The organism is Streptomyces sp. NPDC051018 (assembly GCF_044456085.1).
Lineage (GTDB): Bacteria > Actinomycetota > Actinomycetes > Streptomycetales > Streptomycetaceae > Streptomyces.
The window spans coordinates 117,463-142,967 of the sequence record NZ_JBITFN010000012.1 but is presented as its reverse complement, the minus strand read 5'-3'; the positions used below and the strand labels follow the sequence as shown (position 1 = coordinate 142,967).

Sequence of the window (25,505 nt, the reverse complement as noted above, 5' to 3'; positions counted from 1 at the left end):
CCGCTTCGACCGCGGAACCGGCCTCGCCGCGGGCCATTGCCTCCGCCATCAGCGGCTCCCCGCCCCGACGGCTCCCAGAACGATACGCCGATCCCTCGTGCCGTGCTTAGCTGTGATTGATAATGAGGGTTATCAGATCCGGAACCATCCCATTCGAGTTCCACGGCGGCGGCCCGCAACGTTCTCCAGGGGGCGGCCATCCCGTGGCCGGACGACAGTGGCCGAGCGTCCTTCGTCATCAGCCCGCCCCGGCATTCACGGGGCGACCGCCGAGGCAGGAAGACCTCGGCCACACGTGCGGTGTCCGCACGGGCGGACCAGCGCCGGGAAGAGAGGTCCGGGGCGACCATTGCCGGGGAGACCTGGACGATCGCGACTCCCCGCAGGCCGGCCGCAGTGGAGACAAAGCCATCATCTTCCGCAGAATCCGGGAGCATTTCCAGCACACCGCGACCACAGCCGAACGCGCCGCGTAACCTCACGTGCATGGGGGCATCCGCATCCGGCGCCGCTCAGGGCGCCGACGGGCAGGCGGGGCAGCCGGTCGACGGGCAGGCTCGGCGGCCGGGCGCCGAGGAAGAGGCGCGGCCGGTGGGTGACGGCGAGGAGGCGCGGCGGCGGCTGGACGCGTACGCGTACCTCAGTGCGCCCGAGCGGCTGGAGCACGTCGCGATCATGCGGGTCTTCTGCGGAACACTGCTGGCGGATCTCGCCGTCCCGGACCTCATGACGAAGCTGCGCCGGGCCGGTGGCCCTGCCGGTGGGCTCGACGCCGACACCCTCACGGTCCGGCTGGAGCAGCTGGTGCGGTGGGGAAACCTGCTGCGCAGCAGCCATACGGTGAAGGCGTCCAGCATCAGCGAGTACCAGCGTTCCCGCTCGCGCTACCAGTTGTCGAGGCTGGGCGAGCGGATCCAGCGGGACGCCGACGGGGTTCTGGCCGAGGCCGACTCCGCCCGCGAGGTGAGCAATGAACTGCTCGCACTGGTCGAGCGCGGGCTGCGGGAGCTGGCCGGTCTCGTGACCGCGCCGGGCGGTATAGAGCCGCAGGACGGGCTGGAGCGGATCAGCACGCTGTTCGTGCAGTTCAGCGAGTTCGCGGACTCCGTACGCGACTTCTACGCCTATCTCGGCCAGGTGCTGTCCCGCTACGACCTGGACAGTGCCGAGTACCAGGGTTTCAAGGAACTGCTCCTGGACTACGTCGAGGCGATCACCGAGGACGTGGCGTTCCGCGCGCCCCGGATCTCGGCGGCGCTGGACACGCTGTGGCCGCACCTGCCGGTCCTGCTGGACCGGCTCGACACCCATGCCCGGGGCCTCGCCGGGCTGTCTCCGCAGGGCGAGGGCCGCATGGAGGTCAGGGTCCAGCGCAGCCGGGGCCGTGAGTTCGCGGACTGGGAGGGACTGCGCGGCTGGTTCAGCGACACCGACGGCCAGGGCAGTCAGGTCGATCAGCTGCGGGACGCCACCCTGCGCGCGTTGCAGTCGCTGCTCGCCAACGCCAAGCGGATGCTCCGGTCGGCCACCGGGGAGATGTCCCGGCGCGGGGATCTGCTGCGGCTGGCCCGATGGTTCGACGACGCGGCGCCGCAGGACGCCCACGACATCGCCGTCGCCGCCTTCGGGCTGTACGGCGCCCGCCATCTGGGCGTGCCTCCGGCCGCCGACGAGGCGGTGCCCGCCTACACGAGCTGGTGGAACGGCCCGGTGGTCGAGGTACCGGTGGCCCTCCGGGAGAGAGGCAGCCGCGCCCAGCGGGGCCGGACGTCCTCGGTGGAGGACCACTCCACGCAGAAGCAGCGGCTGCGCGAGGCCGCCCGGGAGCGGGCGGCGGCCAGGGAGGCGGCGGCGGACGAACTGCGCAGCGCCTCGGGCCGGTTCGCCGAGGTGCGCCTCACCCCGGCAGCGCTCGGGCTGCTCCTGGAACTGCTGGCCACCGCGCTCGGGAACGCGCAGCTTCGGCGTCGCGGCGGCCCGGACGGGCAGGACGGGGAGGACGGCGCAGACGGGCAGGACGGGAAGCGCGCGACGGAGTTCGACCTCGATCAGGCGCACAGCGAGGACGCCGAACTGGGCATCCGGCTCACCGTACGGCGTACGGCGGGTGCCCGGTGCGTCCTGCACTCGGCCGACGGCGACCTGCTGCTGGACGACCTGGAGCTGGACATCGATCGCACCTCAGCCGCGGTCGGCGGCGAGGCGGAGACGCAGGCCCAGGCGGAAGCGGAGGCGGAGGCGGAGACGGAGACGGAGACGGAGGCCCAGGCGGAGGCGAGCGTGTCATGACTCTTCCCTCGACTCACGACGTGGCCCTGGCGGCCGAGCGCCGCAGCGCCGCCCGCCTGCTGCTCGCCCATCCGCTGGTCACCTCCGACGGCCCGCACGCCGATCTCTTCCCGCTGATCCGCAGGCATGCCGACTGGCTGGGCAAGCGGTTCCAGCAGGTGCTCGGCTACCGGCTGCTGATCGACAGCTCGTACGCCCGGCTGTTCAAGGCGGGGCTGGGGGCGGGCTCGGGACACCGGCTGGAGCGCTCCACGGGCACGCCCCTCACCCCGCACACGTACGCCTGCCTCGCGCTGGCCCTGTCCGTGCTGGTGACGGCGCCCGAGCAGATGCTGCTGTCGCACCTGGTCGCGGACATCAGGGCCGCCGCGGCCGACGCGGGGATCGAGCTGGAGGAGACGGGCCGGGCGGCCGGGAAGCGGACCCTGGTCGCGGCTCTGCGCCAGTTGGTCGATTGGCGCGTGCTCATCGAGACCGACGGTCCGGTGGCCTCGATCATGCAGGCGACGGGCGGAGAGGCCCTGATCACGGTGGACCGGGAGCTGGCACGCGTGGTCGTCGCCGGTCCGCTCGCACAGGCACGGGACGGCGCCGACCTGGTCCGGCGGGCGGCGGACCCGGGATTCGGCGGATCCCGTACGTATGTGCGCCGGATGCTCGTCGAGACACCCGTCGTCTACCTCGACGAGCTGACCGGCGCCGAACGCGACTGGCTGCGTACCCGGCAGCGCCGGGAAGCGCAGGCGTTCCTGGAACTGCTGGGCCTGGAGATGGAGATCCGCGCCGAGGGAGTGGCGCTGGTGGACCCCGAGGACGAGCTGACGGATCTGCACCTGCCGGGCACCGGGACGGTCACGCAGGCCGCGCTGCTGCTGGTGGAACGGCTCGTGGAGCGGCTTCGGCCGCAGGAGCCCGGACACCCGGCGGCCGGAGGGACACTCGTCATCGGAGTGGCTGTCCCGGACGGTCTGCCGGACGAACTGCTGGCCGGGCTGGTCGCCGAGTACGGGCAGCGGGGCAACTGGCAGCGCGGCTATCTGGAGGACCTGGCCGCGCTGCGGGAGGCGGTGCTGGACCTGCTGGTCCGTATGCGGCTGATGGCCCGCGCCGGCCGTCTGCGCGCCGGGGGTGACGGGCTGCCCGAGGGATACACCGAAGAGGTTCCGGAAGGGCGCACCGTGACCGATGTCCATGGCGCGCGTCCCGGCGGCGACGGCTGGGTGCTGCTGGCCGCGGCGGCCCGCTACGCCACCCAGGTCACTGTACGTCCGGCCACCGCACCAGGCGGGCGCCCGGCCACCGCGGCACGCGGGCGCCCTGCAAACACACCACCCGGGCGCCCGGTCACCGCACCACGCAAAGGTACGGACGTCCAAGAGGAGTTGCCGCTGTGACCACCGACACGAGTGGTCTCGTCCCGCTGCCGCGTTCCGGCTCCCCGACGACCGGCGCCGCCCGCTTCCGGCTGCACCGGGCGGGCATCCAGAACGTCTGGCAGTACGACCGGCAGGAGTTCTCCTTCGGCGACGGACGGCTGCTGCTGCGCGGCAAGAACGGCGCGGGCAAGTCCAAGGCGCTGGAGATGCTGCTCCCGTATCTGCTGGACGGCGACTCCCGGGCACTGGACGCGACGGGTACCGGCCGCACCACGCTCGCCTGGCTGATGCTCGACGGGTTCGAGCAGACGAATCGTCTCGGGTACTTGTGGGTGGAGTTCCGGGGCACGGCCGACGACGGTGGTCACCGCCATCTGACGCTCGGTGCCGCCATCCGTGCCTCGAAGTCGACGCAGAAGGCACTGCCCGCGTACTTCGTCACCCCGCTGCGGATCGGTGAGGACCTGCACCTGGTCGAGGGCGGGAAGCCGCTGCCGGTCGACCGGCTCAAGGAGATCGTCGGCTCCGACAGCGTCACCGACCGCGCGGTCGTCCACCGCTCACGGGTGGCCCGGGAGCTGTTCGGCATCACCGACGCGACCCGGTACCGCAATCTCACCCAGCTCCTCCACCGGCTGCGGCGGCCCACGGTCGGGGACCGTATCGAGCACGGCGGCCTGGCCTCGCTGCTCAGCGAGACCCTGCCGGGGCTCGACGAGGACGTGGTCGAGAAGGTCGCGCGCAACCTCCACGACCTCGACGCCGTACGGGACGAACTCGGCCGCCTGGAACGCACCGACGCGGCCCTGCGCACGTTCCTCACCGGTTACCGCGGCTACCTGGCCCGAGTCCTGCGCGCCTCCGCGCAGGGAGTGAGCCACGAGCTGGGCGTCCTCGCACAGCGGCGGCGGGCGGCCGGAGACGCCGCACAGCGGACGAGCGACCTGAGGACGCGGGAAGAGGAGTCGGGGGGCCGGCTGGAGACCCTGCGCGAGGAGGAACAGTCCGCCCGGACCGACCTGGCCGCCCTGCATGCCGGTCACGCCTACCGCAGCCTGCGTGAACTGTCGGAACGCCGTGGCACGGTGGAGGCTCTGCGCACCGCCGCCGTAGCCGCGTTCACCGCCCTGCGGAACGCGCACGACGCCGAGGAGGGATCGGCGGAGCGGCTGGCCGAAGGCGTCGAACACCTCGGAAGCCGGCTGGCCGAGCTGGGAGGCGAACACCGGGAACTGCTGACGCAGGCCGAGAGGGCCGGGCTTCCCACCGGCCATCTCGGAGAGGCGGTGGCTCTGCCGTGCACGGTTCTCGCCCAGGCCGGTGAGACCGGGCTGACGGCTCCGGACGGGGAGACGAGGACCGTACGGCACCGGCCGGTGGCCCGCGTGGACACGGCCACGGCGCGGGAAGGGCTGCGCTCCTGGCGGAACCAGCTGGAGGACGCCGAGGCGGTCGCGAGAAACCGGGCCAGGATGGTTCAGGAGGTGACCCGCCTCATCTCACGGGCGGACGAGGCCCGGGCCGGCGCGGCTCGGGCCGATACCGAGCGGGAACGGCTGGAGGGCGAGACGGAGGAGGCCGCCGGCCGTCTCGACGTCAGCCGCCGGAAGGTCGCCGAGGAGAGCGGCGCCTACGCGGACCGTGTCGCCGGGTGGGCGGCGCGCACACGGACCGCGCTGGGCCCCGCGTGCCCGCCTCTGGACAGCGTCCACGCCTCCGTCGGCCACGAGAGCTCCGCCGACGCGCCGTTCGCGGAACGTACCCTGCCGCCCGACATCGACAGCCGGGCGTGGCGGACCGCTCAGACCGTTCTGGAGCCGTACGGCGAGGAAGTCACCCGGCGCCGGGACGCCCTGGCACTCGGCTGCGGCCGGCTGGGCGAGGAACGCGAACGCCTCGCGAGTGAGAAGCGGGACTGGGAGCGGCGTACCGACCCCGAGCCGCCGGCCCCGCCCCATCGCGCCGCGGCGAGGGCGCCGGGCGGTGGGGCGCCTTTCTACCGGCTGGTGGACTTCGGTGACCACCTGGCCACGGCCGAACGGGCCGGTCTGGAGGGAGCCCTGGAGGCGAGCGGAATCCTGGACGCGTGGGTCGGCGCGGACGGGGTCCTTCTCGATCCCCGCACCCGGGACACCGTCCTGCGGCCCGGCCCCGCGGTGCCGGACGGACCGGCACTCGCCTCGGCTCTGCGCCCGGCCCCCGAGCCGGGCTGCGGTGTCACCCCCGAGCAGGTGGAGCGTCTGCTGGCCGCCGTCGCGCTCGCTCCGGCGCGGGAGACCTCCGCCCAGAACTCGGTCTATTACGACGGAAGTTGGCGCCTGGGAATGCTCGGCGGCCGCCACGACAAGGGCGACGCCGAGTATGTGGGAGCCGCCGTACGCGCGGAGACCCGGCGGCGCATCCTGGCCGAACTGGAGGAGCGGATCGCGCGGACGGAGCAGCGGCTGGCCGGCGTCCGCGAGGAGCTCGCCGCAGCCGATGCCACGCGCCGCGCTCTCACGCTCGCGGAACGGGACTTCCCCAGGGCGCGCAGCCTCGCGGACGCGTGGAGCGGGACCGAATCGGCGGAGAGGACGCTGCGGGACCTGACCGCCAAGGCGACCCGGGCGGCACGGCTGGCCGAGGAGGCCCGCGCTCTCGCGGTATCGGCGCGTGTCGAGGCGGATGCCACCGCGACCGCCCATGACCTGCCCGGCGCGCTCGACGCCCTGGACCGCGTACGCCTGGCACTGGCCGCCCTGCTCGGCGGTATCGGGCATCTGCGCAGGGCCGTCGGCGGAACGGACGAGCTGCTCGGCGCGAACCGGGCCGATGCCGAACGGTACGGACGCGCCCGGGAGGACCGCCTGGCCGCGGACGAGGGCTACCGGCTCCGCCTCGCCGGACTGCGCACCGCCGAACAGGACCTGCGCACCCGCGAGGAGGCCATCGGGGCGTCCGAGGATGAGATCCTCACCCGCGAGCAGGAGGCCAAGCGGCGTATCGCCAACGCCGTCCAGGCCCTCCCCGCGGCGCAACGGGCCCGCGACGACTTCCACGACCTGCGCGTACGTGCGGAGGAGGACGAGAAGCGCCTGCGCGGGGACCTGGCGGACCAGGAGACGGCGGTCATCGACACCGGGGCCGCCCTCCGCGGCGCACTGGGCCGTCCGGAGGTGGTGCGCGGCGCCGGTCTCGACCTGTCCTCGCTGCCCGAGCACGTGCCGGACGATCCCGGCGCGGACGTCCGCAGCCGTCTGCGCGCGCTGCGGTCGCTCGCCGAGGCCGTGGAGGGCGCCCTCGGCCGCCCGCGGAACGAGGTGTCGGACAGCGCCCTGCTCAACCGGCACACCGAACTGCGCGACCGGCTGGCCGGCGGGTACGACGCACAGTTGGAGGAACGCGACGGGATCAAGGTGTGCCGCCTGGTCGACGACCACGGGTCGCACGACGTCGCGGCCGTGGGCGAGCGGATCGCGGTCCAGGCCGCGGAGGCACGGGGGCGGCTCACCGAGCGTGAGCGTGAGGTGTTCCAGCGGTTCCTCACCGGTGAACTCGGCGACCACCTCTCGGCACAGGTCATCACCGCGGCGAACCTGGTCGCGGCGCTCAACGGCACCCTGCGGACCGTACGCACATCCCACGGGCTCGGCGTCGAGCTGCTGTGGAAGCTGGACGAGGACGTGGACGCGGACGTGCGCGCGGCCGTCGAGCTGCTGCGCAGTCCGTCGGGCCTGAGGACGCGCGAGCAGACCGAGCGGCTGCGCGAGGTACTGCACCGCCGTATCGAGGACGCCCGGCACGCCGATCCGTCGGCCGGTTACGCCGCCCATCTGCGGACCGCGCTGGACTACCGCGACTGGTTCCGCTTCCACACCTTCGTGGTCGAGGACGCGGCCCCGGGCCGCCGTCGGAGACTGACCGGCCGGACCGGTCTCAGCCAGGGCGAGCAGCGGGTGCTCTCCTATCTCGTGCTCTTCGCCGCGGCCGCCGCCCACTTCACCGGCCTCGCCGAGTCGGCGCCGCACGCGCCGCGGCTGATCCTCCTGGACGACGCGTTCGCGAAGGTCGACGAACCGACCCACGGCCGGCTGGGCCGTATCCTCGTCGACCTCGATCTCGACTTCGTCCTCACCAGCGAGCGGCTCATGGGCAACTGGCCCGAGGTCCCGTCCCTGCACATCTACGAGTGCCTCCGTGATCCCCATGTGCGCGGGGTGGCCACCCTGCACTACACCTGGAACGGCCGGCACCGGCGGCTGGTGCCCGTATGAGCGGGCTGCCGGCCGCGACGCGCGACTGGCTGACCGGTCCCGGCCTCACCCGGCTCTGGGCAGCGGTACGCAAGCGCATGGAAGGCAACGGGGTGCGGGCCACCGGTTCACTCCGGCTGACCGCGGTGGACGCCCGGGAACGCAACGACCTCTCCCTCCTGCTGGGCAGACACCTCACCGGTGCCGCCGTGACCGTACGGCTCGACACACTCGACGCACGGCTACGGGCCTCGGCCGCCGGGCTCGGGCTCAGGGAGGTCCTGGAGGAACTCGGCCCGCCGCTCACCGACCGCCGTGCCGTCCGCGCGGGCGCCGCGGCACGGCGCGAGCACGTCTGGTCGTCGCTCGCCTCGGCGCTGGACGCCTCTCCCCTCGCCGGTCAGGACTGGGCCCCGCGGTGGTACGACCTGGTGCGCCGTACCGGTGTGCCGAGAGGTGTGACGCCCGAAGCGGCGGTACGGACGCTCCGGCAGGCCGTCCGGGTCCTCTCCGTACTTCTCGGCCCGGAGCACGGTGAGCACCGTGAGGGCGGTGGCACCCGGGGCCGGGGAGAACTCGCCGCCATGGCGACCGGGTCCGCGCACGGCCTGGACGACGGCACCTGGCTCGCACGCCTCGTCCAGCGCGGTGTGGCCCTCGCCCACGGCACCGCCTTCCCCGATGACGCGGCCGGCCGGCGCGCACTGTGGCGGCTGGTGTCCGTCACACCGGACGAGGTCTCCAGCACGGTGCTGACCTACGGGCTGCGGCCAGACGGCGGGGGCTGGCGGGAACGGGCGCTGCGAGAGCGGGCCGAGCATCACGCCGAAGCCCACCTCACACCACGTGACCTGCACACTCTGCGGCTGCGGCTCCCCACCGGAACGCTCATCCACATCTGTGAGAATCCACGCGTGGTGGAAGCCGCGGCGGACGCGGCCTGCGCCCGGCCCCTCGTCTGCACCGCCGGCAGCGCCGCCACCGTGGTCTTCACTCTGCTCGACGCCCTCGCCGCCACGGGCTGCCGCTTCGCCTACCACGGTGACTTCGACTGGCCGGGGATCGCTCTGGCCAACCGGGTCGTCCGCCGCTACGGAGCCACGTCGTGGCGTATGGGCGCCATGGATTACGAACGTCTGGCCGCGCGCAGTCAGGCCGAGGGCGTTCCTCAACTGGCGCTCGACGGGGGCCCCGTCGGCGCGGACTGGGACCCGGATCTCGCCCCCGCCATGACCGCCCTCGGCGTCGCGCTCCACGAGGAGGCCACCCTCGATCTCCTGGTGGCCGACCTGTCATGCCGGACGTAGGGACGTGGCCGTCGTGCGGATCCCGGGGGACGGCGCGGCGGACCCGGGGGACGGCGTGCCGGAACGCCCCGGCCCTCGGCTCCGGCGCGGGCCCCGGCTCCTCCGGACGGCATCCGCGGCACCCCCTACTCCGTCGTCAGGGAGCGGCGGTAGTCCCTGAGGGCGCCCTTGGCCCAGAGGGGGATCAGGCGGGGGAGTTCGGTGTGGGGGACGCTGCCGCGGAGGCAGCGGAGGGCGAGTTTGGAGAGGGAGTCGGCGGCCTCGTTGAGGGGGTGGCCCGAGTGGGCCTTCTCGTGGAGGAAGGTGAGGTGGGGGGTGTATTCGGCGAGCATCTGGAGTTTGACGAGGCTGGGTTTGACGCCCCGGGAGCGGAGGTGGGTGTCGTAGCCGTCGGGCATCTGGGAGCCGCCCTGCTGCCAGCGGCGGAGGAAGGTGAGCGCCTGGAGGTTGTCCACGCGGGTTTCGACGGGGCGGCCTGGGTGGGCGGTCAGGACCGTGGTCAGACCCCAGTAGACGGCGCGGAGTTCGGTCACGACCACGCGGGCCGAGGGACGGGCGAGATACGGGGGGTAGGCGTGGGCGCGCAGGCCGGTGTGGCCGGTGGTGGAGAGAAAGCCGGAGGCGGCGAGCTCGGGCGTGACGGAGGCGTCCGTGGCCAGGACGATCGGGTCGGGGAGGCCGGGGATGCCCGGAACCTTGTGGCTCATGTACACCTGGCGCCGACGGTCCGTGGGGGGTCTGGCGGTGCGCGCGAGCGGGGATCGGCGGCCCATGGCGGACCTCCTCTTCCGTGGATGCGGACAAGGCTGTTGGGGACAAGTGTCCCGCTACCGCGCGGCGGTCAGGTGGTGTTCACTGAAACCTTCCTACCGATTCCCCTGCCGTTCAGGGGCCTCGGGGCGCGGACACCGGTACCGGATCCTCCTCAACCGGCCTTCGTCCGCCACGGGTTGCGAAGCCGGGGTCCCTGCCCTCCGCCCCGCCGCGCCCTGCTGTCGGGCCGGTCAGCGGTGGGGCTCCGGGGCACCCCTCGGCCTTGGGGCTCCGGGGCACCTCCACCCGGCCCTCGCCCGTCCGCGCGTTGCGCCGTTGGGGCTTTGGGGCTTTGGGGCTTTGGGGCTTTGAGGTATTGGGGCGTTGGGGCGTTGGGCCATCGAGCCCGGCGGCGCCCTGAGGCGTACTCGCCGAACCCGCCGCCCCCGCTCAGTCCGGATACGCGAGAAGCGCGGCCAGTTGCCGGTACGTACGCGCCCACGTCCACTGGGAGGCCACCCACTCCCGCCCCTTCCTGCCCATGTCCGCGGCGGCTTCCCGGTCGCCGAGCAGGCGGATCAGCCGGTCCGCGACCGGTTCGGGGCCGCGGCCGTCGACGACATGGCCCGTCTCCCCCTCCCGTACGGTGTCGGGCGCGCCGCCGGAGGCGCCCGTGAGGACGGGGAGACCGGCGGCCGCCGCCTCCAGGGAGACGATGCCGAGACCCTCGACCTCCATGCCCAGGCGGCGGGTCCGGCACGGCATGGCGAAGACGTCGGCCGCCGCGTAGAAGGCCGGCATGGCGGTGTGCGGGTGGCCGCCGGCCAGGACGACCGTGTCCCGGACGCCCTCCGCGGCGATCAGTCTGCGCAGCCGGGACTCGTAGGGGCCCGAACCGACCAGGAGGAGGGTGGCGCCGGGGACCGAGCGGTGTACGAGCGGCAGGGCGCGGATCAGCGTGTCCTGCCCCTTGCGCGGGACCAGGCGGGCCGCGCACAGCACCACCGGGGCGTCCGGCGCGATGCCGTAGCGCCGTCGCAGGGCGGCACGGCCGGTGCCGGGGTCAGCGGTACGGCCCGTGGCGGGGGCGGGGTCAGCGGTACGGCCACTGCCGGTGCCGGGGTCAGCGCTGCGGCCACTGTCGGGGTCCGGCGCGAAGTCGGCCGGGTCGACCCCGGGAGTCAGCGCGCGCATCCGGGATGCCGCCGCCGGGTCGAGCGCGGACGCGATGATCCGCCGGGTGTGGTCGCCGAGACAGGTCACGGTGTCGGTGGTCGCGCCGATCCGCCGGAGTGCCGTACGGGCGCCGGGAGTCCGCGCCCACCACACCTCGTGCCCGTGGGTCGTGGCCACCAGCCGCTGTACCCGGGTACGGCGGCGCAGCGCGGCGGCCATCAGACCGAGCGGTGCCGCCGCGCCGAACCAGACGCGGTCGCAGTCGAGTTCACGGATCAGGCCGACGGCCCGGTCGGTCGTGCGGCGGGTCGGCAGGAGCGTCCGGGAGGGATCGCGTACGACCGGGAACGGCAGCCCGTCGTCGTACGCGTGCGCGCCGGGCTCCGCCGAGGTGTAGACGGCCACCGAATCGGCCGGGAAGCGCGTCGCCATCGCGTGGACGAAGGTCTCGATACCGCCCTGCCGGGGCGGGAAGTCATTGGTGATGATCAGGGTCTTCGGCATGGTCAGACGCCCGGGTTGCGGACGGTGAAGAGGTAGTTCCGGCGGTCCCCCGTCACGGTGTCCGCGGGCCGCCAGTCACCTCGTTGCCAGATGTACATGGTGTAGCCCAGACCGGTCAGCCACCCGGCCAGCCCGTCCGGGGTGTCCCCGTACTTCGCCAGGTGCCGCGCCTCGATCTCCAGGAGCAGGGTGGGCCGGTCCCGTTTCAGGACCTCTTCGGCACCGGCCAGTACGGCGGGCTCCGCCCCTTCGACGTCGGCCTTGATGAAGTCGACGCGGTCGAAACAGCCGGCGGCGGCGCGCCCGTCGATCGTGGCCACGTCCACCGGGACCGGGCGGGCGGCGGCGAACTCCTCGTTGGGACCGAGGCCCTCGGCACCGGTCGTCAGGAACGCGCGGCCGTGCACCGGCAGTCGGCGGCGCAGCGGCAGGCTCATGGTGCCCGGGCCCGGTTCACGGCCGAGTGCGAGTTGGTGGTGACGGACGTTTCCGCTGCTCAGGAGCAGGCTGCCGACGGCGACGACCCGGGAGGGGCCGGGGAGCGGTTCAAAGCTGTGGACGGTTCCGTACGGGCCTGTCAGTGCCGCGAGGGAGTATGTGTAGAGGCCGTATTCGGATCCGACGTCCAGGCATACGTCACCGGGGCGCACGACCTTGTCGAGTCCGTCGATCTCCGCCTCGACGAACGGGAGGCGCCGGCCGAGCCGCCGGGTGAGCGCGTGCGCCCAGGCGGCCCGGGTGGTGCGGACGGGGTGGGTGGCGGGTGCGGGGCGAGTGGTGTGGACCGGCTGGTCGGGGTGGGGCCGGGGGCGGGCGGTGCGGGCGGACATGGGGTCTCCGGGAAGGGGTGGGAGTCGGAACCGGAAGGCTCTGAAACGGAAGCTGAAACGGAAGGATCTGAACCAGACGTAGGGGACCAGGGGGTAGAGCAGATAGCCGTAACGGCTGGCGGGCGCGAGGGACAGGGCCAGGAGCAGTCCGAGGGCGAGCCGGTCCCCCGCGGCGACCGCCGTCGTGGGCGGACGCAGCAGCAGGGATACGGCCATGAGCAGCGCGCCGGCGCACAGCAGCGTCAGCGCCACCACCGAGCCACCGGGGAAGGCGGAGGCGAGGAGGCGGCCCGGCAGGGGCTGGCCGCCGGGGAGGGAACCTCGGTGAGACCGAGGGGGAAGGAGACGACATGGCGCACGAAGGCGCCCGGGTGCCGGATGGCGACGGGCCCGACCAGGGCGGCGACGACCGCCCCGGCGACCAGCGCGCAACGGGTGGCGGCCCGGCGTCCGCCGGCGGCGGGTCGGCGGTCCCGGGCTCCGGGGCCACCGTGTCCGTGCCGGTGCTCGTATATATGGACATGGTGCTCCGTCACGCCGCTGCCGGAGGGGGAGATTCCGTGTACGCCGAGCGCGGACAGCGCTGGACACCGGTGGCGGGCCGGTGCTCTCCTGGCTCGCCTGAAGGCCACGCCCCTCCGACGGACAGCAGACACCCACGCCCCACGCGTGCGCTCCCTCCCCCAGGAGTCAGGACATGTCGAAGCCCGCGCCCACGCTCCCGTCCCGCCCGTTCACCCAGTCCGGCAAGTTCACCGCCTCCGCCCCTTCCGGCCCGTCCCGGTCCTCGCTGGGCAGGTTCGCGGTCACCGCGGTCACGGCGCTCGCCCTCACCGGTCTGTACGGGTCCCAGGCCGGGGCGGCCCCCACGGGCCCGGCCACCGGCGGCGGCGCCCGTACGGCCGACGGGCCCGCGCCCGCCCCGGGATCCCGCGCCGACGGCGCGTCCGGTGCCGACCGGGGGCCCCGTACGGTCGAGGGCTCCCATACGGACGAGGGCTCCCGTACGGCCCCGGGCACGGACTCCGGCACCCGCGCGGACTCCGGCGCCGGACCGGGCGCCGGGGACGGGTCCACCGTCGATACGGGGTCCGCCGACAGGGGGTCCGCCGGTGCCGGGTCCGCCGATACGGGCTCCCGTGCGCGGGAGGGCTGTGTCCTCAGGGCCTCCACCGCGCGCTTCCTCGCCCGGCTCGACCTGGACGCGGGCCGGCAGCCCGAGGGCGTCGCCGCCGAGCCGGGCGGTTCGGTCGTCGTCACCTTCGCGCACGCCCGCTCGATCGCCCGTGTCGGCCCGGACGGGACCGTGCGCGTCCTCGCCACCGTGCCCGCGCCGCCCCCGGGTTCGGAGACGCCCGCGCTCGGGGAGCCCTTCCTCGGCGGTGTCGTCCGCGCGGACGACGGGACCCTGTACTTCCCGTACGCCACCGGTACGCCCGGTCTCACCGGCGTCTGGCGGCTGTCACCCGGCGCGGCCGCCCCCCGCCGGGTCGCCCCTCTCCCCGCCGCGTCGCTGCCCAACGGCCTCGCCCTGGATCCCGCCGCGCGGCGGCTGTACGTCGCCGACTCCGTCGGCGGGACCGTCTGGCGCGTGCCCCTGGACGGTGGGCGGCCCGAGCGCTGGAGCGACGACCCCGCGCTCGACCCGGCGCCCGGCGAGGGGTTCCTCGGCGTCAGCGGTGTCAAGGTGCACAACGGTTCGGTCTGGGTGACCAACCACGACCGCGGTACGGTTCTGCGCCTGCCGCTCACGGGCGGCCGGGCGGGCGTGCCGCGGACCGTGGCCGAGGGGCTCGGTGACGTCGACGATCTGCTGTTCACCGGGCGCGGCGACGACTTCCTCGTGGCCCGGGTCACCGACAACAGCGTCGACCTCGTCCGCGGGGACGGCGGCCGGGCGCCGGTGCTGACCGCGCGGCAGGGCCTCCAGAACCCCACGGCGCTGGCCCGGCTCGGCTCGGCCGTCTATGTCGCCAGTTCCGCGGCGTACACGCTCACCGATCCGAACGTCCTGCGCGCGGACCTCTCCCGGTAGCCGACGATCGGAGTCAGGCGACCGGGGCCCGGAGCGGGACGGTGGGGACCGTGCGGAGACGGCGCGAGTGCCCGGTCCGCCGCTGTGGACCGGGCACTCGCGCCGTCTCCCCCGGTCCGGCGGGCGTCGGTCGCCGACGGGCCGGGGGCTGACGACGGGTCAGAGCAGGGCTTCGCGGTCGGTGGGCCGGTAGGTCGCCAGGGCCCAGATGATGAAGCCGTCGATCGCGATCATGATCACCGACCAGATCGGCAGGTACGGGAGGAACAGGAACTGCGTGATGAGGCTGATGGCGGCGACGAAGATACCGGCGTACCGCGCCCACGCCATGTTCTTCAGCAGGCACACGCCGATGATCACCAGGACGACGCCGATGACCAGGTGGATCCAGCCCCAGCCGGTGAGGTTGATCCGGTAGACGTAGTCGCCGACGACTCCGTACACGACGTCGTCCGCGATCGCGGCGATGCCCTGGAGGATGGCGAGCACGCCGTTGCACAGCATCAGGACGCCCGCGAACACGACCCCGCCCACCGCCCAGCCGCTGTTCTGGTCCCTGACGGGACCGGGGGTCGGCCTGGGCGGCGGGGTCCCGGTCGGCTGAGATGCCTGGGTCATGGGACTTCCCTTCTCGTCATCCCGTACGCCCGACGCGGACGGTGATTCGAGCCTCGGCTGCGTCCGGCCGAGGCGCCATCGGGCCCGGTCCGTTCGGGTGACGGGCCCTCCGGCCGCGCCCCCGCCCCCCTCTTCCCTGTCGCCTGTCCCCTGCCACCTGTTCCCGGCCACCTGTTCCCGGCCACGGTTCCGGACCGGGCCGGTTCACGGGCCCGCCGGGGCCGCGCCCGTACCGGCCCCTGTACCGGCCCCCGAACCGGGCCCCGCTTCCGGTCCCGGCCCGTGCCCCGGTCCCCGCGCGGCACCCGGGCCGTGGCCCGGCTCCTCCAGGAACTCGACGATCGCCAGCGCGAGGAGCAGCGCCAGCGCGATCCCGACGACCACCCACGCCGTGGGATAGCTCCACAGGAGGTAGATCAGCAGGGCCAGTCCCACCAGGATCCAGATGATCCAGCGGCGGTACCGGTGGACCCACGGCCCGACGGGACCGGTCCGCAGACCGGCGCGGTCGGCCGCCGAGCGGGCGCCGGAGATCCCCGAGTGCCAGAACTGCCGTACGAAGACGGCCCGGCGACCCCGGCCGGTCACCCAGGCGGCGAACGCGATCACCAGCCCCAGGACCACCACCATCCGTACCGTCGTCCGCATCAGCCGGACGAGCGCGTCGTACACCGCTCCGGCGGCGGACTGGGAGACCCCGGCGGGGAGCGAGTCGAGGTAGACGGCGCGGAAGGCGGTCAGCGCCAGGCCGAGCAGCGCGGTGGCGAAGGCGACTCCGAGCGCGGAGGCGATGAGCGTACGGCGGCGGCGCGCGGCGAGGAGGATGCCGCCCGCGATCAGTACCAGCGCGAGTACGGGCAGCCAGAACCCGGAGAGCTGGAGCAGCCGGAAGGCGGTCTTGACCTTGCCGATGTCGTCGGAGCGCACGAGCGTGATGTCGGTGTGGACCGAGGGGATCTTCCCCGCCACCGAGAGCCCGTCGGCCACCAGCCGCTGTTTGACCTGGTCGACGACCGGCCCCAGGTCGAGCTGCACCGAGTTGTCGGTGAGCTGCACCGCGCCTCCGCCACTGCCGGTCAGGGCCTTGTCCACGGCGTCGTGGGCCTTGCGGTTGGCGTCCGTCCAGACGGTCTTGAAGGTGTCGGAGGCGACGACGGCCTGCGCCTTGTCGTGGACGAAGCTCCTGACCGAGTTCTCCAGGGAGTTGCCCAGCTTGCCGAGCGCGGTGGCGAGGCGGGGGCGGTCGGCCGGGGCCACGCCCGCCAGCAGGGAGTTCAGGTCGATGTGCGCCATGATGGCGTCGGTCACCCGGTTGGCGGCCGCGGACTGCACGGCCGGGTCGGAGGCGAGCGGGGCGACCGTGGCGACGTAGCGGTCGGTGTCGCCGACCTCCTGGGACGCCCAGGCGGCGACGACGCCGAGCGGGGCGAACACACAGCCGATGACGATGAGCAGCGCGGACCAGAAGGAACGGAAACGGTGGTGGGACGCGCGCCGCCCGCCGTTCTCCAGCGCGGCGACCCGGTCCCGCAGGCGCGCGATGTCTCCGTCACCGTCGCCACCGGGGCCGCCGCCCTGACCGGCGCTTTCGCCCGGGCCCGCGTCGGCGCCTCCGCCGGCGCCCTTACCGGTGCCTCCGCCCGTGTCGGCGTCCCGGCCCGCGCCGCCGGGCACGTCCGGCCCGGCGCCTTCCCCACCCCGTCCGGCTTCGCCCCCGTCTCCCCCGTCGGGACCGTGGTCTCGATTCGCCTCGTCCGCCATGGGACTCCTCCGCGCTGCCGGGACGCGCGGCTCGTGGCGCGCTCGCTGAAGCCAGCGAAACCGTGCCGGGCCCGGCGGGCGAGCCGCGTTGCCCCGTACGGGTGGAGGGCCGGGGGACGGCCGGGCGCGTCCTCACCCGTTCGGGCCCTTCCCCGGGCAGGCCGCCCACCGCGGCCGTTGCATGGGCTCATGGCCGAGACGGTGCCGGACACGGCGAGCGACGCGACTCCCCTGCACGACGTCCTGCGCAGCCGCGGCTACATCAAACTGCTGCTGCTCTCGGCCCTCGTGGGCGTGCCCATCGCCTTCGCCTGCTTCCTCTTCGTGAGTCTCCAGCACTGGATCCAGCACGGTGTCTGGGAGGCCCTGCCCCGGACCCTCGGCTATGACGAGCCCCCGTGGTGGTGGCCGCTGCCCGCGCTGCTGCTGGCGGGTCTGCTGCTCGCCCCGGTCGTCACCCGGGTCCCCGGCGGCGGTGGCCATGTGCCGGTGAAGGGGCTCGGCGGGCCGCCCAGCGGGCCCAGGGAGCTGCCGGGTGTCCTGTTCGCCGCGCTCGCGACGCTGCCGCTGGGTGTGGTGCTGGGGCCCGAGGCCCCTCTGATGGCGCTGGGCAGCGGGCTGGCGCTGCTCACCGTGCGGTCCGCGAAGCGTGCGGCCCACCCCCAGGCGGCCCTGGTTTTCGGAACGGCCGGCTCCACCACCGCGATCTCGACCATCCTGGGCGGGCCGCTGGTGGCCGCCGTGATGATCGTGGAGGCCGCGGGGCTCGCCGGGCCGAAGCTGGTGGTCCTGCTGCTGCCCTGCCTGCTGGCCAGCGGGGTGGGCGGGCTGGTGTTCACCGGTTTCGGGCAGTGGACCGGCTTCACCATCGGGGCGCTCCGGCTGCCCGTCGTCCCGCCGAACGTCTCCCCGGACGCGGGTGACTTCCTGTGGGGCGTTCCCCTGGCCGTGGTCATCGGGGTCGTGGTGGCGGCCGCGCACCGCCTCGGCTATCTGAGCGCGGAGTGGACCCGGCGGCGAACGGCCCTGCGTACGGTGGTGTGCGCCGTCGCCGTGGGCGTGCTGATCACCGCGTACGCCCTGATCACCGGCCGCTCCCCCGCCGAGGCGGCGCTCTCCGGGCAGGCGGCCCTCGGAGCGCTCGCCGCCCAGCCGCACGCCTGGTCGGTCGCCTCCCTCGTGGTGCTCGTCCTGTGCAAGGGACTGGCCTGGGGGATCTGCCTGGGCGCGCTGCGTGGCGGTCCGATCTTTCCGTCCGTGCTGCTCGGCGCGGCGATGGGGGTGGCCTGTTCGGGGCTGCCGGGATTCGGTACGACACCGGCCCTGGCACTCGGGGTCGCCACCGCGACCGCGGTGGTCACCCGGTTGCCGGTCACCAGTGCCGTACTGGCTTTCATCCTCATGGGCGAGGACGCGACAAACCAGACGCCGCTGATCGCCGTGTGCGCGGTCGTGGGGTTCGTGACCGCGCAACTGCTGGACCGGCGGCGTGTGGCGGGACGTGGCACGGGTGAGGTGTGAGCGGAGATACGCGCCGCCCCCCGCCGCGGGAGGAGCCGGAAGGCGTGCCGGCCCCCGCCACCGGGGGCCGCCGCCATGCCCGGCTTCGGACGCCGGGGCAGGCCGGGTCAGGCGCCGTCCGGGTCCGCCGCGATCTCAGGAGTTCTCAGGAGTTTTCCGGGTTCTGCGGGTCGGCCGGGTTCTGCGGGTCGGCCGGGCTCTTCGGGTTCTCCGAGGACTGTGCCGGCTCCGGTGCGTAGAACGCCGTCGTCCCCCGTACGGCCGCCGCGACGACGTCGTCGGGCGCGCCGGACGCCGCGTACGCCTCGCCCCACCGCTCACTGCTGCGGGTCATGCACTCCCGCGCCTCCTCGGACTCCTGCCACGCCGCCGGATCCTCGATCGAGCCACCGCGCAGATGCAGCCCGAGGCCGAGCGCCATGAGGTCCCAGCCCACGCCGACCGCGCCGGGACCGAACTCGTCCCACATCTCCGGCGGTACGACCGCCACGTGCTCCAGCTCGAACACGGTCCGGTCCTCGCTCTCGGGCGTGATGCGGACCTCGACCTCGCTGAAGCCGGGGTTCGGGCCGAAGAGCCAGCTCACCCTGAGCCGCCTCGGGGGCTCGCACTCCAGGATCTCGCCGCCCGCGTTGCCCTCCAGCTGGTAGTTCCCGCCGAGCTTGAGGTCGCCGCTGACCGGCAGGAACCAGCGGGTGATGCGCTCGGGGTCGGTGCAGGCGTCCCACACGTCCTCGGCGGTGGCGTCGTACGTGCGCCGCAGCAGAACGGTACGGGCCTCCTCGCCCGCCACCGGGCGGGTTCCCACCTCACGGTGGATGTCGTTGATCCGATCGACGAAGTCACTCATCGCTGCTCCTCTGCTCCTCGGCTGCTGCCTTGTCGCCGTTCGCCGTGTTCCGCCGCTGACGCGGTTGCCGCTGCGGTGGGGTCTGTTCGTGCTCGTTCTGCTGCTTCTGCTGCTTCCGTGGGGGCTGTGGTGCGGGGTCCTGCTGTTGTGGTGGTCTCCGCGGATGCCGCCGCGGTACGGGCGCCGGTGGCCCGGTGGCCGGCTCCACGGTGACCGGCGGGCGCCCGGTCGGCGAGGTCGGCACGGTGGGTGCGGTCGGCACAGTGGGTGAGTCCCGCACCCCGGGTGAGGGCGGCTCCGGGTCGCCGGGCCGGTGATCCGTCCGCCCCGCCTCCCTGCGGCGCTCGCGCCTGCCCCGTGCCAGTTCGGTGCCGAGTGCGTCCAGGCGCTGCTCCCAGAAGCCCCGGAACCGTTCCAGCCAGAGGTCGACCTCGCGCAGCGGCCCGGCGTCGACGGCGTAGAGCCGCCGGGTGCCCTCGGCCCGCACGGACGCGAACCCCGACTCCCGCAGCACCCGCAGATGCTGGGAGACGGCGGGCTGCGAGATCCCGAACTCCGACTGGATCACCGCGCCGAGCGCGCCCGACGGCTGCTCACCCTCGGCGAGCAGCTCCAATATCCGGCGCCGCACCGGATCCCCGAGTACGTCGAATGCGTGCACGTCCCCCACTATGCAACCCACGCTTATATAAGTCAAAACTTAGATATTGGTACTCCGGGATCGGGAACCGCGGCCACGGGAGGCTCGTTGTCCCGGTGGGCAAACGAAACGTCAAAGGCGCGGCCCGCGCCGGATTGCGCAGGGGATTTCCATGGGTGTCAGCCTGTCCAAGGGCGGAAATGTCTCGCTCAGCAAGGAGGCCCCGGGCCTGTCTGCGGTAGTCGTGGGCCTGGGTTGGGACGTTCGCAGCACCACCGGTACCGACTTCGACCTGGACGCCAGCGCCCTGCTGGTGGACGGCAACGGCAAGGTGCTCAGCGACCAGCATTTCGTCTTCTTCAACAACCTGAAGAGCCCCGACGGCTCCGTCGAGCACACCGGTGACAACCTCACCGGTGAGGGCGAGGGCGACGACGAGCAGATCAACGTGAATCTGGCGGGTGTGCCCGCCGGCGTCGAGAAGATCGTCTTCCCGGTCTCCATCCACGAGGGCGAGAGCCGCAGCCAGTCCTTCGGTCAGGTGCGGAACGCGTTCATCCGCGTCGTCAACCAGGCCGGCGGCGCCGAGCTGGCGCGCTACGACCTGAGCGAGGACGCCTCGACCGAGACCGCGATGGTCTTCGGCGAGCTGTACCGCAATGGCGCGGAGTGGAAGTTCCGTGCGGTGGGCCAGGGCTACGCCTCGGGTCTGCGCGGCATCGCGCAGGACTTCGGCGTCAACATCTGAGCGCTGTCCCGACGCCCAAGAGCGGCACAGAGCGGCATGGAGCGACATCCGGGCGCCGCTCATGTGGCCTCACGCATGTCGCCGGGTCCGCGTCCCGGACCCGGCGACATGCCGTGGACCGAGGGCCTGTCCAACGGTTCAGGTCCTGGGTACGGGCTCTTGGGGGCTCTTGGGACGGATCTCGGGTATGCACGGATCCTCGGTACCCGCGGATCTTGAGTCCGCGGGGATCCGGGTCCGACGGACGGTGGCGGATGGCGGTACGGCAATCCGCACGGACGGACGGCGAACGGTGGTACGGCAAGGGGCCCGGCTCCCGGTTGGGCCGGGTGCCGGGCCCCTTGCCCGTATCGGCCGGGCCCCCTTGCCCGTATCCCCCAGCGGCCCCCTGCCCTGCCCGCGGCTCCCTCCGCCGCGCCCCTCCCCTCCCGCCGGCCCATCGGAAGGCACTGGCCCATGGCGCCCGAGACCCTTTCCGGATCCGGCCCCGGACCACGTCCGGGACCACGGCCCGGACCGCGCTCCGGCAGCGGCCCCCGTGTCGGCCCCGGTATCGGCCCCGAGGAAGCCGCGCCGAATCCGCCACCGGGGGTGGAACTGCTCTGGACCGGCCAGGTGCCCGAGCACGCCGAGGACGCGATGGCCCACCGCCACCTCCTCGACGCGGAGGAGTCCGCCCGCCTCGACGCCTTCCGCCGTCCCGCCGACAGGGAGGCGTATGCCGTGGCGCATATCGCCCTGCGCCGGCTCCTCGGCGCTCGCCTCGGACGGGCACCGGAGACCATCGTCTTCGGACGTGAACCGTGCGCCCACTGCGGCGGACCGCACGGACGGCCCGTCGTCCCCGGCGCCCCGGTGCACTTCTCCCTCTCGCACACCAGCAGAACGGGGTCGGGCCTGGTGCTGATCGCCCTCGCCACCGGCCCCGTCGGGGTGGATGTCGAGGCGGTGCCCGCCGAGAGCACGATCGCCGATGTCGTGTCCCAGCTGCACCCCCGGGAGCGTACGGAACTGGCGGCGCTCCCCGCGGCCGACCGCCCTCTCGCCTTCACCCGCTGCTGGACCCGCAAGGAGTCCCTGCTCAAGGCGGCCGGTGTGGGCCTGGGCGGCGAACTGTCCCGCACCTACACGGGCACCGGCCCCCGCCCGGCCGGTGACACCGGCTGGTCCCTCAGCGATCTGCCGGTCGACCCGGGTTACGCGGCGGCCGTCGCGGCCCGGCCCGAGGCGGACGCCCGGAAGCCCGGCGGCTGATGCCCTCCCGGCGCGAACCGGTTCCGTACATACGGGGACAGCCACCGCGTGTCCCCCTGGCCCCCCTGCCCTGTCCGGCCGCGGCCCTGGCTGAACCGGCCGCCCGTCACGGAGACTGACGGCATGGAATTCGTCGTCTTCATGACGCTGCCCGGACTGGTCATCCTGCTGACGGTCATAGCCTTCGGCGACCAGCTGCTGCGCGCGACGGGCCGCGGCAAGAGGACGGGACAGGTGTCCTCCACCGGCTTCGAGCAGTTGCACGCGAGCTTCTCGCCGGGCAAGCAGAGCGAGCTGAAAGAGCGCCGGAGCGCGCTGCTGCTGAGGGACGACGACGAGGACGGCGCCCCGCCGAACCGCTCCACGGTGGACCTGGACGGAGGCCGAGCGGTGGTGCGGCTGCGCGCTCACCGGAGAGACCGATGACGGGACCGGCGAACCGGTAGCCCGAACAGGCGACCCGGCCGACGGCAACGGCAACAGGAGTGCCGGAGGCGTAACCGGTCGGGCAGGCGGTTACGTAACCGGACCGGCGGACGGTGGCGGACACCGGAGTACGGACCGGGCTCCGCCTCCCCGCACCACCACCGGATCACACGGCCCGGCTCGGCGTACGGGAGCCACCGTGGCGTCCGGCCGCGCCCGGCCCCGGCGGGGCGACGGCGACGCATCGGGCCGGCCCGGGCCCACGCACGGCCCTTCGGCACCTCCGCGGAACCGCCCGGGCCCGGTGGGCCGTACCCCCTCCGGCGTCCAGGAGGTACCGGCCCACGCGGCGGTGCCCGGCGGATCGGGGGCCCCGGGGCCCTACTTCTCCGTCTCCGCGGTGATACGGGTGAGTGTGTCGTGGATGATCTCGGCGCCGGTGACGGGATCGATGGCCAGGCCCTGGTGGTCGCCGGGGAATTCGACGGCCTTGGTGCCGAGGTGTTCGGCGAGGGCGTGGGCCGACTGAAGAGGTACGCCCACGGGTGACGCGGCCCCGAATCCGACGGCGATCCGCGGGGCGAGGGAGCGCAGCGCGGTGAGGTCGGGCTCGAAGCGCAGGACCGGCAGCAGGACATGGGCGAAGAAGAAGTCCAGGTTCCCCTGGATCCTGCCCATCGTCTCCAGGGCCTCGGGAGGCAGCTGGGAGAAGTCCGGCATCTCAGGGGGAGCGCCGTTGCCGCCGTCGATGGTGGCCATGAAGGCGGGCATGGCCGCTCCGGGGCCTTCGGCCCGGTAGGTGTCGTACACCTGCTGGAAGGTGGCGCGCAGCTGCTCCCGGTCGGGCAGGAGTTCGGGGATCGGCGGCTCGTGGACGATGAGGCCGCGCACCAGTCCGGGGTTGCGGGCGGCCAGGTCGAGGCCCGTCAGGGCGCCGCCGCTGGTGCCGAGGACATGGGCGGGCTCGCCGCCGAGGGCGGTGAGCAGCAGACGTGCGTCCTCGCTGAAGGCCGCGACGTCCAGATCGCCCGGCGGTCCCGTCAGGCCGCTGCGTGACAGGCCGCGCTGGTCGTAGCTGACGACGGTGTAGCGGTCGGCGAGCACGGCGCCGAGGCCGGCCAGCGACCCGGCGTCGGCGGGCGCCCCCGGGATCACCAGGAGCAGCGGCCCCGAACCACGGACCTCGTAGTGCAGCTGAGCCCCGGGAACCTCAAGCGTCTTCGTCTCGGTGCGGGTCATCGGTGTCTCCGTTCACGTGAAGATGTCGTCCCGAAATCAGCGAAAGAACTGGACGGTCCAGTACTACTCGGGAACTGGACGGTACAGTACCCATAGAAGAACTAGACTGTCCAGTACTCACCGAGGGATGACATGGAGACGAAGGACGAGCAGAGCCGCTCGGCACGCAAGCGCCGGGCGATCCTGGAGGCCGCGACCCAGGCGTTCATGGCCAAGGGGTACGCCGGCACCAGCATGGACGACATCGCGAAGCTGGCCGCGGTGTCCAAGCAGACCGTCTACAAGCACTGCGCCGACAAGGAGAAGCTGTTCGCCGAGATCGTCCTGGCCACCACCGACCGGATCGACGGACTGGCCGACCTGGTGGCCGACCTCCCGGCCGACGCCGACACCCTGGAAGAGAATCTGACCGTTCTGGCCCGGCAGTTCCTGACCGCGCTCACCCAGCCCCACGTACTTCAGCTGCGGCGTCTGGTCATCGCCAACGCCGACGCCTTCCCCGAACTCGGTCAGGCCTGGTACGAGCAGGGCTTCGAGCGGGGGATGGCCACGCTGGCGGAGACCTTCCAGCGCCTGGCCGACCACGGAGTACTCCGGATCGACGACGCGCTCCTGGCCGCGAACCACTTCGCCGGCCTGCTGCTGTGGATCCCGGTGAACAGGGCGATGTTCACCGGCCGCCCCCAGCACACCGACGCCGAGCTGGACCGCTGCGCCACCGCCGGCGCGCATGCCTTCCTCACCGTCTACGGTGTACCGCCCGCCGACGACCTCTGAACGCCGAACCCGTCATCGACGCCGAACCCCTGACCGCTCGACGCCGACCGCTCGACGCCGGCCGCTCAACGCCGGCCGCTCAACAGCCACCGTCGTCTCCGACTGGTCGACACCGACCGGTCGGCGCGGACTGTTCAGCTCCGACCGCTCGCCCTCGCCACCGGGGACTGCCGCGCCGAAGCACCGCGCACACCACGCACAGCCCCGCGGCGTACGACCGCCGTAAAGAACCGCCGTGAAGAACCAGCGCGTACGACCGGGCCGGCGCCCCACGCACCCCGCGCGTGATGGGCGCCGGTCGCCCGCGGCGGGCACGGGTCATCCGCCCCGCTCAGACGCGCGTCGCCTTGAGCGAGTACATCAGCGGGATCCGGGGCCGGTCCGCCGGGAAGCGGTAGAAGCCGTCGTCGTGCCGGGTGAGCCGGTCGAAGCGCCCGAACAGCGAGACAGCGTGCTCGTGCAGGAAGTCCAGCCGCAGCCCCGACGCGGCGATCGCGGAGACCACCTCGCCGATCGGGTGCTGCCACTCCACCGTACGGTTGCTGGCGGTCCGGGCCTCCCGATCGGCGTAGCTACCGGATATCTCCTCCACCCACGCCTCGCGCGAGAAGTAGTCATGCACCACCGTCGAGCCGGTCTCGTCGTCGAGGACGTCGGTCAGCGGATGGAACTCCGCGAGGTAGAGGAAGCCGCCCGGGGCGACCAGCGAGGCGGCGGCCTCGGCCCAGCGGCCGATGTCCGGAAGCCAGTTCAGCGCACCGACGCCCGTGTAGACGATGTCGTACGAGGGGTCGGGGACCGCTCCGGGGGCGTCGTACACATCGGCGGCCACGAACGCGGCACGGTCCGGTCCGAAACCGAGTTCGGCGGCCAGCGAGCGGGCGGTCTCCACGGCCGGTTCGGAGAAGTCGAGCCCGACGACCCGCGCGGCGCCGCGGCGGGCCCAGGAGAGGGTGTCCAGGCCGATGTGGCACTGGAGGTGGAGCAGCGTACGCCCGTCGACGCCACCGACCTCGGCGACCTCGAAGTCGCGCAGGGCGTCCTTGCCGGAGCGGAAGGAGGCGAGGTCGTAGTAGTCGCTCGCCATGTGGAGGGGAACGCGTTCGTCCCAGTTGGAGCGGTTGGTCTCACGCCAGTCCGGGGGCGTTGATGAGTACATGGATCCGAAG

General features: G+C 73.3%; 19 protein-coding genes and 1 pseudogene. 10 read left to right on the top strand and 10 right to left on the bottom strand.

The window, feature by feature from the left end:
• Positions 1-486: 486 nt before the first annotated feature.
• The 4 genes from ACIBCM_RS21730 to ACIBCM_RS21715 are packed head-to-tail and all read left to right on the top strand — an operon-like array spanning position 487 to position 9,204.
• Positions 487-2,289: a TIGR02677 family protein gene (locus tag ACIBCM_RS21730; protein ID WP_399245566.1), complete on the top strand. Its 1,803-nt coding sequence runs from the start codon at positions 487-489 to the stop codon at positions 2,287-2,289.
• Positions 2,286-3,683 carry a TIGR02678 family protein gene (locus ACIBCM_RS21725; RefSeq protein ID WP_399245564.1) on the top strand — a complete coding sequence of 466 codons (1,398 nt, stop codon included), beginning with the start codon at positions 2,286-2,288 and terminating at the stop codon, positions 3,681-3,683. Before ACIBCM_RS21730 ends, ACIBCM_RS21725 begins: the two co-directional genes overlap by 4 nt.
• Positions 3,680-7,918, top strand: coding sequence for a TIGR02680 family protein (locus ACIBCM_RS21720; protein ID WP_399245563.1), 4,239 nt, complete (start codon positions 3,680-3,682; stop codon positions 7,916-7,918). The genes ACIBCM_RS21725 and ACIBCM_RS21720 overlap by 4 nt, the downstream gene beginning before the upstream one ends.
• Positions 7,915-9,204, top strand: coding sequence for a TIGR02679 family protein (locus ACIBCM_RS21715; RefSeq protein ID WP_399245562.1), 1,290 nt, complete (start codon positions 7,915-7,917; stop codon positions 9,202-9,204). Before ACIBCM_RS21720 ends, ACIBCM_RS21715 begins: the two co-directional genes overlap by 4 nt.
• Before the next feature lie 125 nt (positions 9,205-9,329).
• Here ACIBCM_RS21715 and ACIBCM_RS21710 read toward each other — a convergent pair whose 3' ends face one another.
• From ACIBCM_RS21710 to ACIBCM_RS21695, 4 genes are all read right to left on the bottom strand, one after another.
• Positions 9,330-9,911: a hypothetical protein gene (locus ACIBCM_RS21710; protein ID WP_399245560.1), complete on the bottom strand. Its 582-nt coding sequence runs from the start codon at positions 9,909-9,911 to the stop codon at positions 9,330-9,332.
• 496 nt (positions 9,912-10,407) lie between these two features.
• Positions 10,408-11,637 (bottom strand): glycosyltransferase family 4 protein, encoded by a 1,230-nt coding sequence (locus ACIBCM_RS21705; protein WP_399245558.1) that lies wholly within the window; start codon positions 11,635-11,637, stop codon positions 10,408-10,410.
• 2 nt (positions 11,638-11,639) lie between these two features.
• On the bottom strand, positions 11,640-12,719 hold the full coding sequence (locus ACIBCM_RS21700; RefSeq protein ID WP_399245556.1) for an FkbM family methyltransferase: 1,080 nt from the start codon (positions 12,717-12,719) through the stop codon (positions 11,640-11,642).
• On the bottom strand, positions 12,710-13,003 hold the full coding sequence (locus ACIBCM_RS21695; RefSeq protein ID WP_399245554.1) for a hypothetical protein: 294 nt from the start codon (positions 13,001-13,003) through the stop codon (positions 12,710-12,712). Before ACIBCM_RS21695 ends, ACIBCM_RS21700 begins: the two co-directional genes overlap by 10 nt.
• 161 nt (positions 13,004-13,164) lie before the next feature.
• Here ACIBCM_RS21695 and ACIBCM_RS21690 point away from each other — a divergent pair, with 161 nt between their 5' ends.
• On the top strand, positions 13,165-14,502 hold the full coding sequence (locus ACIBCM_RS21690; RefSeq protein ID WP_399245552.1) for an SMP-30/gluconolactonase/LRE family protein: 1,338 nt from the start codon (positions 13,165-13,167) through the stop codon (positions 14,500-14,502).
• A 159-nt stretch (positions 14,503-14,661) separates the two neighbouring features.
• Here the strand turns inward: ACIBCM_RS21690 and ACIBCM_RS21685 are convergent, their stop codons facing one another.
• Both ACIBCM_RS21685 and ACIBCM_RS21680 read right to left on the bottom strand, forming a co-directional pair.
• On the bottom strand, positions 14,662-15,120 hold the full coding sequence (locus tag ACIBCM_RS21685) for a hypothetical protein (RefSeq protein ID WP_399245550.1): 459 nt from the start codon (positions 15,118-15,120) through the stop codon (positions 14,662-14,664).
• Positions 15,121-15,324: 204 nt separating this feature from the next.
• Positions 15,325-16,881: a hypothetical protein gene (locus tag ACIBCM_RS21680; protein WP_399245548.1), complete on the bottom strand. Its 1,557-nt coding sequence runs from the start codon at positions 16,879-16,881 to the stop codon at positions 15,325-15,327.
• A gap of 189 nt (positions 16,882-17,070) precedes the next feature.
• Between ACIBCM_RS21680 and ACIBCM_RS21675 the strand changes: the two genes are divergently transcribed.
• Positions 17,071-18,402, top strand: coding sequence for a chloride channel protein (locus ACIBCM_RS21675; protein ID WP_399245547.1), 1,332 nt, complete (start codon positions 17,071-17,073; stop codon positions 18,400-18,402).
• A gap of 145 nt (positions 18,403-18,547) precedes the next feature.
• On the opposite strand, the gene ACIBCM_RS21670 is transcribed toward ACIBCM_RS21675, so the two are convergent.
• Both ACIBCM_RS21670 and ACIBCM_RS21665 read right to left on the bottom strand, forming a co-directional pair.
• Positions 18,548-19,252: an SRPBCC family protein gene (locus ACIBCM_RS21670; RefSeq protein WP_399245545.1), complete on the bottom strand. Its 705-nt coding sequence runs from the start codon at positions 19,250-19,252 to the stop codon at positions 18,548-18,550.
• 313 nt (positions 19,253-19,565) lie between these two features.
• Positions 19,566-19,922: pseudogene (locus ACIBCM_RS21665) on the bottom strand (ArsR/SmtB family transcription factor); the annotation flags it as partial.
• A gap of 142 nt (positions 19,923-20,064) precedes the next feature.
• Here ACIBCM_RS21665 and ACIBCM_RS21660 point away from each other — a divergent pair.
• The 3 genes from ACIBCM_RS21660 (at position 20,065) to ACIBCM_RS21650 (ending at position 22,320) form a co-directional block, all read left to right on the top strand.
• Positions 20,065-20,640, top strand: a complete 576-nt coding sequence (locus tag ACIBCM_RS21660) for a TerD family protein (protein ID WP_399245543.1) — start codon at positions 20,065-20,067, stop codon at positions 20,638-20,640.
• 591 nt (positions 20,641-21,231) lie between these two features.
• Positions 21,232-21,894 (top strand): 4'-phosphopantetheinyl transferase family protein, encoded by a 663-nt coding sequence (locus ACIBCM_RS21655; RefSeq protein ID WP_399245541.1) that lies wholly within the window; start codon positions 21,232-21,234, stop codon positions 21,892-21,894.
• Between the two features lie 123 nt (positions 21,895-22,017).
• Positions 22,018-22,320, top strand: a complete 303-nt coding sequence (locus tag ACIBCM_RS21650) for a DUF6191 domain-containing protein (RefSeq protein ID WP_399245538.1) — start codon at positions 22,018-22,020, stop codon at positions 22,318-22,320.
• 381 nt (positions 22,321-22,701) lie between these two features.
• Here the strand turns inward: ACIBCM_RS21650 and ACIBCM_RS21645 are convergent, their stop codons facing one another.
• A complete protein-coding gene (locus tag ACIBCM_RS21645) occupies positions 22,702-23,559 on the bottom strand; it encodes an alpha/beta fold hydrolase (RefSeq protein WP_399245536.1) in 858 nt (285 codons plus the stop codon).
• Between the two features lie 132 nt (positions 23,560-23,691).
• Here ACIBCM_RS21645 and ACIBCM_RS21640 point away from each other — a divergent pair, with 132 nt between their 5' ends.
• Entirely contained in the window at positions 23,692-24,336 is a 645-nt protein-coding gene (locus tag ACIBCM_RS21640; RefSeq protein ID WP_399245534.1) for a TetR/AcrR family transcriptional regulator, read from the top strand.
• Between the two features lie 331 nt (positions 24,337-24,667).
• On the opposite strand, the gene ACIBCM_RS21635 is transcribed toward ACIBCM_RS21640, so the two are convergent.
• The gene (locus tag ACIBCM_RS21635; protein ID WP_399245532.1) at positions 24,668-25,495 is read right to left on the bottom strand and encodes a class I SAM-dependent methyltransferase; all 828 of its coding nucleotides are present in this window, start codon (positions 25,493-25,495) and stop codon (positions 24,668-24,670) included.
• Positions 25,496-25,505: the final 10 nt, after the last annotated feature.